General features: G+C 66.1%; 15 protein-coding genes. 3 read left to right on the top strand and 12 right to left on the bottom strand.

Features of this window, described 5'->3' with window-relative positions; translation table 11 throughout:
- Positions 1–51 precede the first annotated feature (51 nt).
- Together H8F27_RS13015 and H8F27_RS13010 are read left to right on the top strand one after the other, a co-directional pair.
- The gene (locus tag H8F27_RS13015; protein ID WP_255517698.1) at positions 52–1,284 is read left to right on the top strand and encodes an NHLP bacteriocin system secretion protein; all 1,233 of its coding nucleotides are present in this window, start codon (positions 52–54) and stop codon (positions 1,282–1,284) included.
- Positions 1,281–1,544: a hypothetical protein gene (locus H8F27_RS13010; RefSeq protein WP_231596273.1), complete on the top strand. Its 264-nt coding sequence runs from the start codon at positions 1,281–1,283 to the stop codon at positions 1,542–1,544. The genes H8F27_RS13015 and H8F27_RS13010 overlap by 4 nt, the downstream gene beginning before the upstream one ends.
- 308 nt (positions 1,545–1,852) lie before the next feature.
- On the opposite strand, the gene istB is transcribed toward H8F27_RS13010, so the two are convergent.
- From istB to H8F27_RS12975, 9 genes are all read right to left on the bottom strand, one after another.
- Complete coding sequence (gene istB, locus H8F27_RS13005) at positions 1,853–2,566, bottom strand: IS21-like element helper ATPase IstB (RefSeq protein WP_231596272.1); 714 nt, start codon at positions 2,564–2,566, stop codon at positions 1,853–1,855.
- Entirely contained in the window at positions 2,520–4,157 is a 1,638-nt protein-coding gene (istA, locus tag H8F27_RS17685) for an IS21 family transposase (protein WP_231596271.1), read from the bottom strand. The genes istB and istA overlap by 47 nt, the downstream gene beginning before the upstream one ends.
- A gap of 72 nt (positions 4,158–4,229) precedes the next feature.
- Entirely contained in the window at positions 4,230–5,288 is a 1,059-nt protein-coding gene (locus H8F27_RS13000; RefSeq protein WP_197148560.1) for an FUSC family protein, read from the bottom strand.
- Positions 5,285–5,485 carry a hypothetical protein gene (locus H8F27_RS12995; protein ID WP_197148558.1) on the bottom strand — a complete coding sequence of 67 codons (201 nt, stop codon included), beginning with the start codon at positions 5,483–5,485 and terminating at the stop codon, positions 5,285–5,287. The genes H8F27_RS13000 and H8F27_RS12995 overlap by 4 nt, the downstream gene beginning before the upstream one ends.
- A 99-nt stretch (positions 5,486–5,584) precedes the next feature.
- A complete protein-coding gene (locus H8F27_RS12990; RefSeq protein ID WP_197148557.1) occupies positions 5,585–6,310 on the bottom strand; it encodes a hypothetical protein in 726 nt (241 codons plus the stop codon).
- Positions 6,311–6,324: 14 nt separating this feature from the next.
- A complete protein-coding gene (locus H8F27_RS17680; protein ID WP_231596679.1) occupies positions 6,325–6,891 on the bottom strand; it encodes a TolC family protein in 567 nt (188 codons plus the stop codon).
- Positions 6,795–8,135, bottom strand: coding sequence for a TolC family protein (locus tag H8F27_RS12985; protein ID WP_231596678.1), 1,341 nt, complete (start codon positions 8,133–8,135; stop codon positions 6,795–6,797). Before H8F27_RS12985 ends, H8F27_RS17680 begins: the two co-directional genes overlap by 97 nt.
- A 165-nt stretch (positions 8,136–8,300) precedes the next feature.
- Positions 8,301–9,368: an FUSC family protein gene (locus tag H8F27_RS12980; protein ID WP_197148555.1), complete on the bottom strand. Its 1,068-nt coding sequence runs from the start codon at positions 9,366–9,368 to the stop codon at positions 8,301–8,303.
- A complete protein-coding gene (locus H8F27_RS12975) occupies positions 9,365–10,321 on the bottom strand; it encodes an aromatic acid exporter family protein (protein ID WP_197148553.1) in 957 nt (318 codons plus the stop codon). The genes H8F27_RS12980 and H8F27_RS12975 overlap by 4 nt, the downstream gene beginning before the upstream one ends.
- Before the next feature lie 77 nt (positions 10,322–10,398).
- On the opposite strand from H8F27_RS12975, the gene H8F27_RS12970 reads away from it, so the two are divergent.
- Positions 10,399–10,869: an MgtC/SapB family protein gene (locus H8F27_RS12970; RefSeq protein WP_197148548.1), complete on the top strand. Its 471-nt coding sequence runs from the start codon at positions 10,399–10,401 to the stop codon at positions 10,867–10,869.
- On the opposite strand, the gene H8F27_RS12965 is transcribed toward H8F27_RS12970, so the two are convergent.
- The 3 genes from H8F27_RS12965 to H8F27_RS12955 form a co-directional block, all read right to left on the bottom strand.
- On the bottom strand, positions 10,851–11,732 hold the full coding sequence (locus H8F27_RS12965; RefSeq protein ID WP_231596677.1) for an LCP family protein: 882 nt from the start codon (positions 11,730–11,732) through the stop codon (positions 10,851–10,853). The genes H8F27_RS12970 and H8F27_RS12965 overlap by 19 nt on opposite strands.
- 80 nt (positions 11,733–11,812) lie before the next feature.
- Positions 11,813–13,612: an ABC transporter ATP-binding protein gene (locus H8F27_RS12960; protein ID WP_370594516.1), complete on the bottom strand. Its 1,800-nt coding sequence runs from the start codon at positions 13,610–13,612 to the stop codon at positions 11,813–11,815.
- Entirely contained in the window at positions 13,606–13,914 is a 309-nt protein-coding gene (locus tag H8F27_RS12955) for an RNA-binding protein (RefSeq protein ID WP_197148546.1), read from the bottom strand. Before H8F27_RS12955 ends, H8F27_RS12960 begins: the two co-directional genes overlap by 7 nt.
- Positions 13,915–14,065: the final 151 nt, after the last annotated feature.

The raw sequence follows: 14,065 nt of genomic DNA, 5'->3' as shown, positions 1-14,065 counted from the left end.
CAGGCCAGCCCCACCGCCGCGGAGCCCAGCCATCGCGGCCCGTTTCAGCGCTTGCAGGCCCGCTGGCAGGGGCTGAGCGATCACAACCAGGTGGGCGTGAGCCTGGCAGGGGTGGAAGGCATGGGCGTGCTGATCTACCCCGACAACGCTGGCATCCTCAACGCCCGGGCCGGCGGCCAGGTGCGGGAGTTGTTCGTCAAGGAGGGTGAGCAGGTGGCGCGCGGCCAGGTGCTGATGCAGCTGTATCTGCCGGTGCTGGAGCGCCAGCTCGACCAGCAGCGAGGCAACCTGCGTCAGTTGGAGCGGCACAACGCCCAGCTCGATGAGCGCGATGCCCTGCGTCTGCTCACCGAGAAGCGGGCCCTGGATACGTCTCTGGCCAAGTTTTCCGACGATCGCCGTCGCTACGGCGAACTGCAGTCGACCTACGCCAGCAAACTGCGCAATCTCGACTTCCTGGCCCAGCGCGAGGTGGTGGCCCCGCTGTCCTCTGAGGTGGTGTCGGCGGAGCAGGGGCTCACCAGCACCAGCGTGAATCTCGATGACGTGAAGATCAACGAGAAGAACGTGGTGACCAACTACCAGCAGGTGAAGCTCACGATCGAAACCCAAGCCCTGCAGCGTCGCTATCAGATCGACAATCTCAAGCGTCAGATTCAGGTGACCGAAGCCAAGATCGCCTACGACGGCAAGGTGCATGCCGACCGGAACGGCACGGTGTTGGATCTGCAGGTGATCGCCGGCCAGACCGTGGGCACCGGCCAGCGGCTGGGCACGATCGGCCGGCCTGAGCAACCCAGCGCCAAAGACCGCCCGCTGCGGGTGGTGTCCTACTTTGCGCCCGCCGATGCCCGCCGCCTGCCCCTGGGGCTGCCGGTGGAGGTGGTGCCGCAGTGGAACCAGCGCGGCCGCTTCGGCGGCATCGTGGGCAAGGTGACGCAGGTGCTCACCCTGCCCGCAACCCAGGACGACATCTCCACCACCACCGGCAACGCGCAGCTGGCCCAGGCGCTGACGCAGAACGATCCGGTGATGCGCAGCGAAATCGAGCTGGAACGGGATCCCTCCAGCGTGGACGGCTACCGCTGGACCCTCTCGGGTGGGAGTGGCGTGTTCCCGATCCGCGACGGACTCACGGTCTCGACCCATGCCTACGTGGAGTGGCGCTCGCCGATCAGCTACGTGATTCCGGGCCTGCGCTCCCTCACCGGCGGCTTCCGCACCCCTTGGATCGATCTGCGCTGGAACCTGCCTTCCCTGCGTCAGCCCAACACCGTTCCATGAGCGCCCCTGTGAAGTCGCCGTCCCTTCCCCGGATCCGCAATCCCCTGCTGCGGCAAGAGTTCCCCTGGCTGGTGAGCGAGGTGGTGCTGCTGCTGATCCTGTTCAATGCCAACCCACCGGAGCTGTGGTTCTGGCTGGTGGTGTTAGTGGTGGTGCTGCTATATCGCGTTGAGCGCTGGTGGTCGTCGCGGCCGAACGTGTCCCGCGTCAACCCCCTTGGCCGATTGGCGTCAATCAAGTTGGCCGGTGAGGGGAACTGATTTCCCCCCGGTTGTCGCCGGCGACAACCGGGGGGAAATGGCGCTGGAGGCGACACGAATACTGAGCCATCCATCGCTCAGAGCCATTGCCAGCACTGACTTCCTCTGATCGGCACCAGGCGACAACCACGTTGGCCGGTTAGGCGCCGAGACCTCCGCTGAACCTTGCCCTGGAGCGCACGAGCCGGCGGACCGCACAGTCCGCCGGCAGCGCGGAGCTCCCCGCCGGGGTCTGGCACCATCGGCACCAGGTTGTCGCCGGACGACAATCTCCCGGGCTGTTCTCCGCTTCTCTACGGCTGCTGTGGCTATTTGCTGCCGCTGCGCCGGCTTGCTTGGGCGCGGCGGTGGCTGTCGCCGCTGATCTCGACGATGTGGCAGTGGTGCACCAGCCGGTCCACCGCCGCCACGGTCATTGAGCTGCTGGGGAAGATCTCATCCCAGGCGGTGAACGGCTGATTGGCGGTGATCAGCAGCGATCGGCGCTCGTAGCGGTGGCAGATCAGCTCAAACAGCACGCTGCTCTCCTGTTCATCCCGCCGCACATAGCCAATGTCATCGATCAGCAGCAGCGGGTAGCGATCCAGCCGCTCCAGCGCTGCCGGCAGGTTGTATTCGGCGCGGGCCTTCTGCAGCTCCTGCACCAGGCTCGTGGCGGGATAGAAGCGGCAGGCCTGATCCAGGCCGATCTGCGCCAGGGCGATGCCGATGGCCAGATGGGTTTTGCCCACACCGCTGGGGCCGAACAAGAGCACGTTTTCACTCCGCTGCAGCCAATCGCTCTGGCGGCTCAGAGCCTCCAGCTCCTGCCATCGGTGCGCCTCGATTCGGCCGCCATGGTCGTAATCCGCCAGCACCTTGCTCCAGGGCAGCTGGGCTGATCGCAGCAACCGTTGCTGGCGGGCCTGCTGGCGCTGCTCCACCTCCTGCTCACAGAGGGCATAGAGAAACTGGCTGGGGCTCCAGCCCTCGCCCTCAGCCTGCGAGGCGATGCTCTGCCAGTGGCAGCGGATCCATGCCAACCGCAGCTGTCGCAGCAGGATCGGCAGGGCGGCTTCCGCCGCCTGGGGCCGCGGGATGGAGGGCAAGGAGGTCGTCATAGCTCTGCAGGCTGTGTTGGGGAATGCGTTGCGGTGGGTGGGGGCGATGGGGCGGCAGCCGGAAGCGTTGCTGCAGCGCCGCCAGCGACAGCCCTTGCCGTTGATGGGCCTTCTCGAGCCAACCCAGCACTGGCTCGTAGCCCGCCAGGCGGCAGCCCACATACAGCGCCTCGACCATCAATCGGGCGGCGGCGTCACGGTCACCGCCATTGCGCAGCTGCTGCCACAGCTGCCACCAGCGCTCATCGGGGAACAGCTCCCGCTGGTAACTGCAGTGCAGCAATGCCCGGGGTTTTCGCCTGAGCGCATCGATCAGGTGCTCCAGATCGATGCTCCACGCCCGCCCATGACGCTCGACACCGCCGTGGCGCCGCTCCAGTTCGCAGGCGATCTGCCGGCCCAGAAGCAGCTGCAGCCGGTCGTGGAAGATCCGCACCGTCAGCCGCTGGTCGATCAGCCGCGGCGGCACCGAATACACGACTCTGCGTACCTCGATCGTGCTGGTGCGCCGCACCGTGAGCTGTTCAATGTCGTAGTCGGCAAAACGAAACCGCGGCAGCGGCCGCAGCGCCGATTTCTCTTGCTCCAGCCGGACCAGACGCGGTCGGTTGTATTGCTCGAGCACTGCAGCCAGAAAAGCCTGGTATTGAGCCAGCGTCTCGAAATCACTGCTGCCGCGCAGCAGCAACGCCTGCTCGATCCGCCGCTTGAGATGGCCATGGGGACTCTCCACACGGCCGTTCTCATGCGCCACCCCCAGGTTGTTGCGGCTGTAGGCCAGGCTGTAGTGGCTGCAGAGGGCGTGATAACGGCGGGTGATGTCGGAGCTGAAACTGCCGTTGCGGTTACGGCACGCTGCTGATAACCGGTCGGTGCGCAGTTCACCTGGCACCCCGCCGCAGGCAGCCAGAGCGTTCTGCAGACCCTCGGAGAGGGCTGCAAAACTCTCGCCGCCCTGGACCACCTGCGCATAGCTCCAGCCGCTCCAGGCCAGGCGGTAGTGGAACAGCAGATGGGGGAACACCTGGCCGGCGATCGTCACCTCCACCCCCTTGAGCTGGGTGAAGTCACAGAAGGCAATTTCGCCAGGCTCATAGCTCAAAGGGAAGATCACCTCCGGCGCCGGGCCGTGCAGTGCCTTCCACTCCCGCACCCGGCGCTGCAGGGTGCGCTGTAGCGGAATCCAGTCCACATCAGGTTTCTGCTGCTGCAGATGCTCCAGGAGCGTGATCGGCGTCAGCGCGGGTGAGCGCTGCAGCAACGGCACCAGCTCCTCCTCCCATACCCCTACCAGCGGATCGGGGCGGGTGCGGCCACGGGGCTGGTTCGCCCGCGGCTGCAGCTGATTGCATTCAATCCGGCGAGCACTGCGCACTGAGATGCCCGCCGCCGCGGCAGCAGCCTCCTGGCTGCTGCCGCCTCGTCGTTTCGTCATGAACAGATTGCGTTGGTGGCTTGTCAGTGGTGCCGGCATCACCTGGTCCCTGCGCATCGGCACCAGGGTCTCCAGCACTCACCCCACCGGCCAACGAGCTTGTCGCCGACCGGCCAACTTCATTGTCGGCGGACACGAACGCCTGAACCCTCAACTCACAAGCTCTCGCCATTGGCGTTCGGTGCTCTCCATGGTGTGATCCATGCGATTGAGCACCATCAACTGAGCGGCCACCCGTTGCAGTTGCTCGGGGCTTAGCCGCCCGTAGGCAGCCTTGGATTCGGGCGACTGCAGGGCCTCCAAGGACAGCGTCGAACGCGGTTGGCTCGGCGGTGGCTGCAACCGGGTTGAATCGCTCAGTTGCTGTCGCCAGCTCAGCAAACGCTCGACCACACCCTGCACAAAAGCCAGGCCTGCGTCGTAGTCGACCTGTAGACCCCAGCCCTGCCAGTCGGCATTCGGTAGACGCCGCAGTTCATCGAGATCCAGGATCAGGGCTTCGCTGGCCTGGTCCAGCAGCGCCCACATCCGTGCCACTGGATGCGCACTCGCAAGGGTGCCCAGTTCCAGCAGGGCGCTCTGGCGTTGGACGCGCAGGCCCTGCAGATTGATGCGCAGGCTGCGGATCTGTTGCCCCAGCTGGCGGCGACGTTGCGCCTGGGATTGAATCGCTGTTGGCGGGTGCTGCACCACCTGCACCAGGGTATGACCCAGATCCACCAGCAGCTGCAGCAGCCCCTCGCGCTGCTGGATCCGGGCTCTGGACGGCCAGAACAGACGCAGGCTGAGGAGGGCCATCAGGATTCCGAACGCGGTCCATAACAGGCGCAGGGGGATCCAGCTGTCGAGCTGCTGCTCATGGGTGAGCCAGCCCATCACCACCACGAAGCAGCAGACCCCATAACCCACGGTGAGCCGCAACGAGCCGGCGATCAGCCGGGCCAGCAGCAGGGCCAGTGGCAGGCCCACCACCAGCGGCAGCTGCCCCCAGGCCCGGTAGCCGAAGAACACCACCATGGCGCCAATGGCGGTGCCAACCAGGCGCTGACGGCCGAGTTCGAGGGTGTTGCCGTAGTTGCCCACGGTGACGCTCAGCACCGCCAGGGAGGCGTAGAGCGCAAAGGGCAGGCCGGAGAGATTGGCGAAGCCGTTCACCACCGTCACAGTGGCAGCGAGGCGCAGGTTGTCCCGCAGGGCTGGGCTGGTCATCCCTTCGAGGCCGAGAGCTGGGCCAGGCCCGCGCTGAGCAGTGCCCGGCTCTGGAGCAGCTGTTTCAACACATGGCACTGCTGGCCGATGGCCAGCAGCAGGGGCTGGGGGGCGACCAGACGCCCCGCTTCTTCCAGCCAATCTTGAGCTGGGCTCGAGAGGATTGGCGCTGGAGCGGCGGTGGGTTGGGTTTGCAAGTTCCGGGCGAGGCTGGCGAGCGCGCTGCGGAGCAGGGGCTGGGGGCTGCCTGCCGGCAGGGGGGTGTCCAGCTGCCGTAGCAGGGGCTCCAGCAGCAGCTACTGGCGTAACACCTGTCGCCAGATGCTGCCGGCCTGGGCCCAGCGCGACAGCCGGTGTTGGGTGTGGGCGGGCATGGGACGGCCCTGGTTTTGGTCGCGAAGCTGTTGCAACAGCTGAATGCTGGGCAGCAGATCCTGGGAGCGCAGGGCAGCTGGGGGCTCACCGCCGCTATCTAGCCACTGCTGCATTGCCAGGATCTGGGCCTCGAGCTGGCTGGCGATCCGGGCTTCCAGGGCAGGGAGCTGTTGAAGGGGGCGGCGTGGCCAGAGGGCCCAGGTGGCGATCTGCGCCATCAAGATGCCCACCACCGCCGCGAAGGCCAGGTCAAAAATCATCGGCCAGTTGAACTGGTTGCCGCGGTGCATCAGTTCCACGGCCCAGCAGCTCAGATACCCCGTACTCAGGCCTTTGAGCAGCCCGATGCTGCGCACCAGCACACCGGTGATCAGGATGGCCAGGCCCAGCACCACCCAGCTGGTGGATATCTCGTGCAGCACGATGGCCGTGAGGATGCCGATCAAGGCGCCGGCCACCAGCTGGCCAATGCTGCGGGCGGGGGTGAGGTCGTTCTCATTCACGAACAACACAGCCATCACAAGAGCCAGCCCCAGCAGGTGGTTGCGCCCTGACCAAAACAGGATCCCGATCGTCAGGGTGCTGGCCAGCCAGATACGCAGACTGTTGCGCCAAATAGGGCTCAGGGAGGGCAGGGCGGCAGCCATGGGGTGTCGCCCGTTCAAGGTTGGGTGGCGGCGCCACTGCTGCTGAGCTGAAGCTGGGTCTGGATCGGCAGATTGGGATCGCGCGGCATCGGCAGCAGTTCCTTCAGCAACTTCGCGTAAGTGATATTCACGTTGACCGTGGCGTTGATCCGCCGCACCAGGCTGTTGATCAGACGGTCCTGCGTGTTGGAGAGATTGAGCTCGCTGTCTAGGCCGGTTAGGTAGCGCAGACGCACGTCACGGAAGGCCTCCAGGGCAGCCGCCACTCCTCGGCGCGCTGAACTCAGCTTGGCCAGGCTGGCCTCGTGGTTGAAGAACGCTTGCTCGATCCGCAGGCGGATGTCGTTGCGACTGGCGGCATATTGCTGGGCTGTGGCCGCCGCCTGTTTGGTCAGGGCACGGGCCTGGCCAGCGGTGGTGCCGGCATCAAACAGCAGCCAGGTAAAGGTCAAACCCACCGACCAGTCCCAGCCGTTGGTGGTGCTCAAGGGCAGGGCGGTGGAACCGCAGCAGCCGCCCCCGGCAAGCGTGAAGTCGCCGAGGCTGGTTTGGGAGCTGCTGCCACCGCCGCTGGCAAACAGGGAGAGCTTTGGCAGCAGTCCGGCCGCGGTGGCCTGGCTCTGCTGGGCCAGGGCCGTGCGGGTGGCCAGGATCGCTCCAGTTCGGGATTGCCCCGGTAGGCCGCCAGCAGGCTGGCCTCCAGATCGAGGGGCCAGCGGGGCTGCACCACGATCGGGTCACTGGCGTTAGGGGTCACGCTGGCGGGCAGGTTGAGCAGCACCGCCAGTTTGCGGCGCGCCACCGCCCGGTCGGCCAGGGCCTGGATAAGGGTCTCTTCGTCGGCTGCCTGAATGGCCCGGCGCCGCAGCACATCGAGCCTGGGCACCAGGCCCGCCTGCTTGAGGTCGAGGCTGTCCTGCAGGATCACCAGATCGTTGCGCAGGTTGGCGTCGTAGACGCGCACCAGCTGCTCGTCCTGCTGGAGCTGGTAGTAGGCCTCACTCACCTGCAGCTGCAGGGAGCGCAGCTGGTTGGCATAGGTGTTGCGCTGCTGCTCCAGGCTGGCGCGGGCGGCTTTCACCGTGGGCGTGCGGGCGAAGTCGAGCAGGGCGTAGTTGAGTTGCAGGTCCCCCTCAACGCCCCATTCCCCGGAGGTGGCCGCCACGGAACCGCCGTTGGGCACATAGAAGGGGCCGGCCGTGGGGATGGCTGTGCCGCCAGGTCCGGGGGTGAGGACCCCGTTCGGCGAAAACATGGGGCCAAAACCCAAATTGTCGTTGGGCTTTTTCGCGGTGGTGGTGCTGCGGTTGCCCTCGTAGCCGCCGGCGGCAAAGGCGCTGATGGTGGGCCAGTAGGTGCCCATCGCTGCCTGGACGCTGGCCAGGGCGGCGGCCACCTGATCGCGCTGGGCCTGGAGGCTGGCACTGTTGGCAAAGGCGATGGCCAAGGCCTTCTCCAGGCTGAGGCTGGCCACGCCGCCGGCCTGGAGTTGCTGGGGGGTAGGCAGATCCAGGGGTGGACCGGCCACCGCGTCGGCAGGTTGGATCGGGCCGCTGGCGGGTTGGTTGGCCCGGATCAGGTTGGCGGGCAGCTCCGGGGTGCTGAGCACGTTGCCCACCGGGGGCTCGGGTTCGCCTGGCAGCAACTGATCCAGGGCCCGCAGCTCCGCATCCAGCCGCTGCCAGCTGCGCTCGATCAGCTCGGTGGACTGGGCTTGCCGCGGCTGGCTAGAAAGCGATGCGGGCCGTGGGGCGGACAGCGCAGCCGGGGCCAGCCGGGCCGGGATCAGCCCCAACCACAACAGGGCCAGAACGCGGTTGCGCATTGCCACGGTGATGCAGATCAGCGCCTTGGTGGGCGCAGTCTGATTTGCACAGCGGCTTTGCGGCCCTAGGGGGTGTTCAGCTTCCGGGGCGGCAGCGGGTTGGCTCGGCGTGTCCAGCTGCTTGTGGTTACCCAGCAGCTGGCTGAGGACGGCAATTGACGGGGTTCAGGCCTTGCCCAGGATTGCAGCCCAGTTTGCTTCGCCATCGCGAATCGCCTGCTCGGCCTGGCGGCAGAGCATCAGCCGGCTGGCAATCCTTTCCAGCCGCTCCAGGGAAGCCGAGTTGGCGGTGGGGTTGTTGAGCTCCTGGCCCAACTGCTGCCAGCTGGGCGGCAGCTGCAGCTCGGTTTCGGGTGGTTTGGGCAACCCACGGCGCCCACGGATCTGCCCTTCCCATTGGCCCAGATGGCCAGCCATGGCCTGCAGCAACTCCGCTTCGGCCCGGTGCAACTGCACCACCAGCTGGGGATCTTGGCTGGTGGGGGACTCGCGCACAAGGCCGCCCACCAGGGTGATCAGGCGAGAGGCGGTGGCCTCAAAGTTCGCCATCAGCAGCGTCGCTGGATGGCGCTCCGGCAGGGTGCCCAGCTCTTGCAGCAGCGCTGGCCGTTGCCGCCGGATGGCAACGAGCTGGTTGCGCAGGGCCCGGTAGCGACCGATCCCCACCGGATCGGCCGCCTGACCCGCCACCAGGCCTGCCCTGGCGGGATCCACTCTCGCCGCCAGGTCGCGGAAGCAGCTCTGCAGCTGCACGAGCAGCCCGGCAACCTGGCCCAGGCTGCTGTCGAGTCCGCGGGCCGGCCAGAAAAGCCGCAGGCCCAGCAACGCGATCAGCACGCCGAAACAGGTCCAGAAAAAGCGAAGCGGAATCCATTCGGCCAGGCCGCCCTCGTGCACGAGCCAGCCCATCACGATGACGATGCCGCCCACCTTGTAGCCAACCTGCAGCTTCAGCAGGCCGCCCAGCAGGCGCAAGGCGCCCAGGGTGATGGCAATCGCCAGGGGCATCGGCATTCCCTGTAGACCCTCGTAGCCGATCAGCAGCAGGACCGACCCGAGCGCCGTGCCCAGCAGGCGCTGGCTGCCCAGGGCCAGCGCGCCGCCATAGGTGCCGGTGGACACCGCCAACACCGCCAGGGAAACGTATTGGCTGTCCGCCACCCCTGACAAGCTGGCGAAAGCGTTGCCGAGCCCGGCGGTGAAGGCGGTGCGCAGGCCGTTGCGGTTGATCACAGCGGAGCCATTCGGTTCAGCCCGCCCAGGCAGGCAGGCAGCGGGCGCCCCTCCTCCGCGAGGGCCAGCAGCGGCAGTAGCGGGAGCTGCAGCTGCTGGGCCAGCTGCTGCCAACGCTGGGGCTCACGCCCTGGGGTCGGTCCGGGCTCTCCGCTGAGCTGCCGCTGCAGGTCCACCACCGTGCGATGCAGCAGATCGGCCTGCAGGGTCTGCTGCTCCGGCAACCCGGCCATCAGCCGCTCCCAGGCGATCCAGTGAAAGTGGGCGAGCTGCCACAGCCGCAGCCGTTGCTCCCAGCCGCTGCGTTTGAGGGCCTGATGGCGAGGGCCGCTGCGTTCCTGAGCCACCAGTTGTTCCATCCGTTGCAGGTCGTTGGTGAGCGGGGCAGTATTCAGCGGCTCGGGCCTGGATCGCCGTTGGGCCAGCCAGTCGCTGTAGGCCTGCAGCTGGTTTTGCAGAGAGCGACGCAGGCGGCCATCGGCGGTATTGAGTTCGCTGCTGCTGTTGTGCGGCCAGAACAGCAGGCCCACCAGGATTGCCACGATGCAGCCCACCACCGTGTCGAGAGCGCGGTTGAACACGTAGTCCCAGCCCAGCGCCGTATGGCCTGGAAGCATCAGAAACATCACAGCAACCAGTGAGGCCGTGCTGAGGGCGCTCTGCCAGCCCAACAGCTGCAGTACAGGAATCATCACCAGCATCGACACCAGCACCCCGATCCAACCGCCGAGGATGGTGTGCACCAGGAAGGTAATCAGACCTCCCGCCAAGGTGCCCAGGATGCGGCCGCTGGCGGCCTGCAGCGTGTGGTCGTCGTTATCATCAACAACCATCACCACTGCAAACAGTGGGTACCAGGCAAATTGAACGCGATCGGTCCAGACAGCAATGGCGGCTGTGAGGAGCGCGGCTACAAAGAGCTTCAGGCTGTTGCGCAGCAGCTGGTTTTGCACTGTCTGCGGCAACGCTGAGCTGAGACGAGCTTATGGGGATCGGCCACCATGCGCTTGGCTGCCGTGAGGGGGCGGCCATGAGCTGGCTGCCGGCCCTCAGCCCCGACCTGCAGATCCTGCTGCGCCTGGGCCTGGCGGTGCTTTGCGGCCTGGCCGTGGGCATCAACCGCGCCCACCACGGCAATACCAGCCATCCCAACCGCCTGCGGGTGCATGTGCTGGTGGGCCTCAGTGCCTGTCTGATGGTGCTGGCGGCCGGTGACGACCCCCAGGCCCGCAGCAGGGTGATTCAGGGGGTAGCGACCGGAATTGGCTTCCTGGGGGCTGGCGAGATCCTGGTGCCCCCTGCTGCTGACAAGAGGGGCCTGCCTGAGGTGCGCGGACTCACCAGTGCGGCTTCGATCTGGTTTACTGCTGCCCTCGGGGTGACCGTGGCCGCCTCCACCCCCTTACTTGCCGGGGTGGCCCTGGTTCTGGCCCTGATAACCCTGTCCCAGCGCAGCAACGGCGAACCTGGTCAAGATGGCGATCAGAACAGAAAGCGATAGCGACCATTCTCACCACCATTCTGACCACCGTTCTCGGCGGAGTCCTCTGCAGCGGGCTGGGGCCACTCGGCGTCCCAGTAGCTGATGTCATTGCGATAGAAGGGGCGACCACCCAGCCGCTTGGTCTCCAGCTGGGTCGTGCCCATGGCAGTGATCAGGCCGCCCAGCTCCATCGGGCCCAGATCGGTTTTGAGGTTTTTTCCTGCGGCGGCCAGCAGCACCGGTAACCGCACCAGATGCTCGGGTCGGGTGAGTTTGCGAAACAGGGCCTGCAGGGCCAGCTGCTGGCGCTCCAGCCGACCAATATCACCCATCTCATCATGCCTAAAACGCAGGAAGCCCTCTAGGTCGCGGCCCTTCAGGGTCTGCAGCCCTGGTTGCAGATCGATGTAGAGCCCCTGGCTGTGATCGCTGTAGGCCATCCGTTTGGGCACGTCCACCTCGATGCCGCCGAGGGCATCGGCCATAGACCTGATCGCCGACAAATTCACCACCACGTGGTGGGTGATCGGTCGTCCCAATTTGCGGGAGAGTTCTCCTTTAAGCAGATCTGTCCCCCCGAGGCTGTAGAGGGCATTGATCTTGTGGGGGCCATACCCCTCCGCTTCGATGTAGGTGTCCCTGGGCACCTGGGTGATCCGGGTGATGCCGCCATCGACGCGCAGGCTGGCGATCACATCGGTGTTCCCGCCCCCCACATCCGTGCCGAGCAGCAGGATGTCCTGGTTGGTGATGCCGCTCCAGGCCGCAAACGGATTGGTGATAGCGGGGTTCCGGCCCGAGCCCGCATCGGAGAGCAGCTGGGAGAGCGGCGCGGCCAGCAGCAGGCCACCGCCCAGCCCAATTCCTATCGCCAGCAACAGGGAAGCGCGTCTACCCCTTCTGCGGGGCCGATGGTTCTGGGTGGGTCTCATCCCCCAAAAGCTATTTCACGATCAGGGCCCTACGGGCCCAGGGGCTCACCGCTGCGCAGGCCGGCCTGCACGCGCCAGAGATTCGCATAGGCCCCGTCGGCTCCGATCAGCTGGTCATGGCGGCCGCTTTCAACGATTCGGCCCCGATCCATCACCACAATCCGATCGGCATGACGCACAGTCGAAAGCCGGTGGGCGATCACCAGGGTGGTGCGCCCGGCGGTGATTGTCTCGAGGGAGCGCTGGATCGCTGCTTCCGTTTCATTGTCAACCGCTGCGGTGGCCTCATCAAGGATCAGCACCGGGGGATTCCTGAGGATGGCTCGAGCCAGGGCGATGCGCTGCCTCTGCCCGCCGGAGAGGCGCTGGCCCCGCTCCCCCACCACGGTGTCGTAGCCCTGGGGCAGGGCATCAATGAAGGCGGCGGCCTCGGCCAGCTGGGCTGCCCGCACTATTGCGGCCCGGGGGGCCTCGAAACTGCCGTAGGCGATGTTCTCCGCCACGGTCCCAGGGAACAGAAACACCTCCTGGCTCACAAGCGCAATGGCGCGGCGCAGGTGGTCGAGGCGCAGCTCTTGAATTGGGATCCCATCGAGACAGATCCTGCCTGCCTGGATCTCGTAGAGCCTCAGCACCAGCTTCACCAGGGTGCTCTTGCCCGACCCCGTGGCCCCGACGATGCCGAGCGTGCTTCCCGCCGGCACCTCCAGGCAGAAGTCGGTGAGCAGGCCTTCCCGGTCCCGATAGGCAAAGTCCACCCCCGCAAAGCTCAGCGCCCCTTGCACCGCGGCCAGGGGCAGGGGCCGCTCGCCGCTGGGGATCGCAATCGGGGTATCGAGCAGGTCCAGCACCCGGTTGGTGGAGGCCATGGCCCGCTGGTAGTCGTCGAGGGTGCGGCCCAAGGTGGTAATCGGCCAGAGCAGGCGCTGGGTGATGAACACCAGGAAGGCGTAGCTGCCCGTAGCGATCTCACCGCGCCAGGCCTGCAGACCACCAATCACCAAAATGGCGATGAAGGCAAACAAAATGGCGTAACGGATCAGGGGCACAAAGGCGGCCGAAAGACGAATGGCGCGGCGGTTGGCCTGGCGATAGGCCTCACTTAGCCGCTCCAGCCGAGCCAGCTCCCAGCGCTCGGCCGAATAGCTCTTGATCGTCAACATGCCGCCGAGATTGTTGCCCAACTGGCTGGCCAGGTCAGCGGCCTGCGCCCGCACTGCCGCATAGAGGGGGGCTAGCCGCCGCTGAAAATGCAGGGAACCCCAGAAGATCAATGGAATCGGAATGAACGCCACCCCGGCAACGTCAGGCGAGAGCAGCACCATCGCGGCGCCCACCACAACCACGGTGGTGATCAGCTGCAGGATCTCGTTGGCGCCATGGTCGAGGAAGCGCTCCAGTTGGTTGATGTCGTCGCCCAGGACCGCCATCAGCCGGCCACTGCTGCCCAGCTCAAAAAAGCCCATCTCCAGCTGCTGGAGGTGGTCGTAGGCCTCAAGTCGCAGCTGGTGCTGCAACCTCTGGGCCAGGTTGCGCCAGAGCAGCCCTTGCAGGTATTCGAAGCTCGACTCGGCGCTCCAGATCACAAAGGAGAGCACCGCCAGCAGCCCCAACTGGCTGGGCACGGTGGTGGTGCCAAAGCGGGCCAGCCAGGAGGTGTCCTTTTGGACCACCACATCCACCGCCAAACCGATCAGCACCGGAGGCGCCAGATCGAAGAGCTTGTTCAAAACCGAGCAACCCGTCGCCAGAACCAGCCGGAAGCGATAGGGCCGCAGGGCTTTGATCAGCCGGCCCAGGGCTGGCAGAGGCAGCAGGGGGCTTACCAGCGGTTACCGCCGCCGCCATAGCCACCGCCGCCGCCGCCACGGTTACCGCCACCGCCCCCTTCCCTGGGGGTGGCTTTATTTACGCGGATCATGCGGCCCATCCACTCGACATCCTGGAGATCGTCGATGGCATTTTGTTCGGCTGCGTCATCGGCCAGCTCAACAAAGGCAAAGCCGCGCTTGCGGCCGGTTTCCCGGTCGAGGGGCAGGCTGCACTGGCGCACCTCTCCGTACTGGCCGAAGAGATCAAGCAGGTCCTCGCGCTCAGCTTGAAACGAGAGGTTGCCAACGTAAATGGTCATTAACGGAGCAAATTCCTGGAACTGATTCGGGAGATGCTGCGGTTCTCGGGGTGTGCCAGTGGATCCTGGACACGCCTGATGGTGGCCGAACGCCTGCGAATCTTGTCTATTTTACCTACTGGCGGTTCAACTAGGCCCGCCGAAGCCAGGC

It is taken from the genome of Synechococcus sp. CBW1108 (assembly GCF_015840335.1).
Lineage (GTDB): Bacteria > Cyanobacteriota > Cyanobacteriia > PCC-6307 > Cyanobiaceae > Cyanobium_A.
This window is presented reverse-complemented; position numbering and strand designations above follow the sequence as displayed.

Coding starts and splice junctions, on each gene's coding strand:
- H8F27_RS13010 (WP_231596273.1), top strand. CDS start 1,281: ATGAGCGCCCCTGTGAAGTCGCCGTCCCTTCCCCGGATCCGCAATCCC.
- H8F27_RS13000 (WP_197148560.1), bottom strand. CDS start 5,288: ATGACCAGCCCAGCCCTGCGGGACAACCTGCGCCTCGCTGCCACTGTG.
- H8F27_RS12990 (WP_197148557.1), bottom strand. CDS start 6,310: ATGGCTGCCGCCCTGCCCTCCCTGAGCCCTATTTGGCGCAACAGTCTG.
- H8F27_RS12985 (WP_231596678.1), bottom strand. CDS start 8,135: ATGCGCAACCGCGTTCTGGCCCTGTTGTGGTTGGGGCTGATCCCGGCC.
- H8F27_RS12970 (WP_197148548.1), top strand. CDS start 10,399: ATGAGCTGGCTGCCGGCCCTCAGCCCCGACCTGCAGATCCTGCTGCGC.
- H8F27_RS12955 (WP_197148546.1), bottom strand. CDS start 13,914: ATGACCATTTACGTTGGCAACCTCTCGTTTCAAGCTGAGCGCGAGGAC.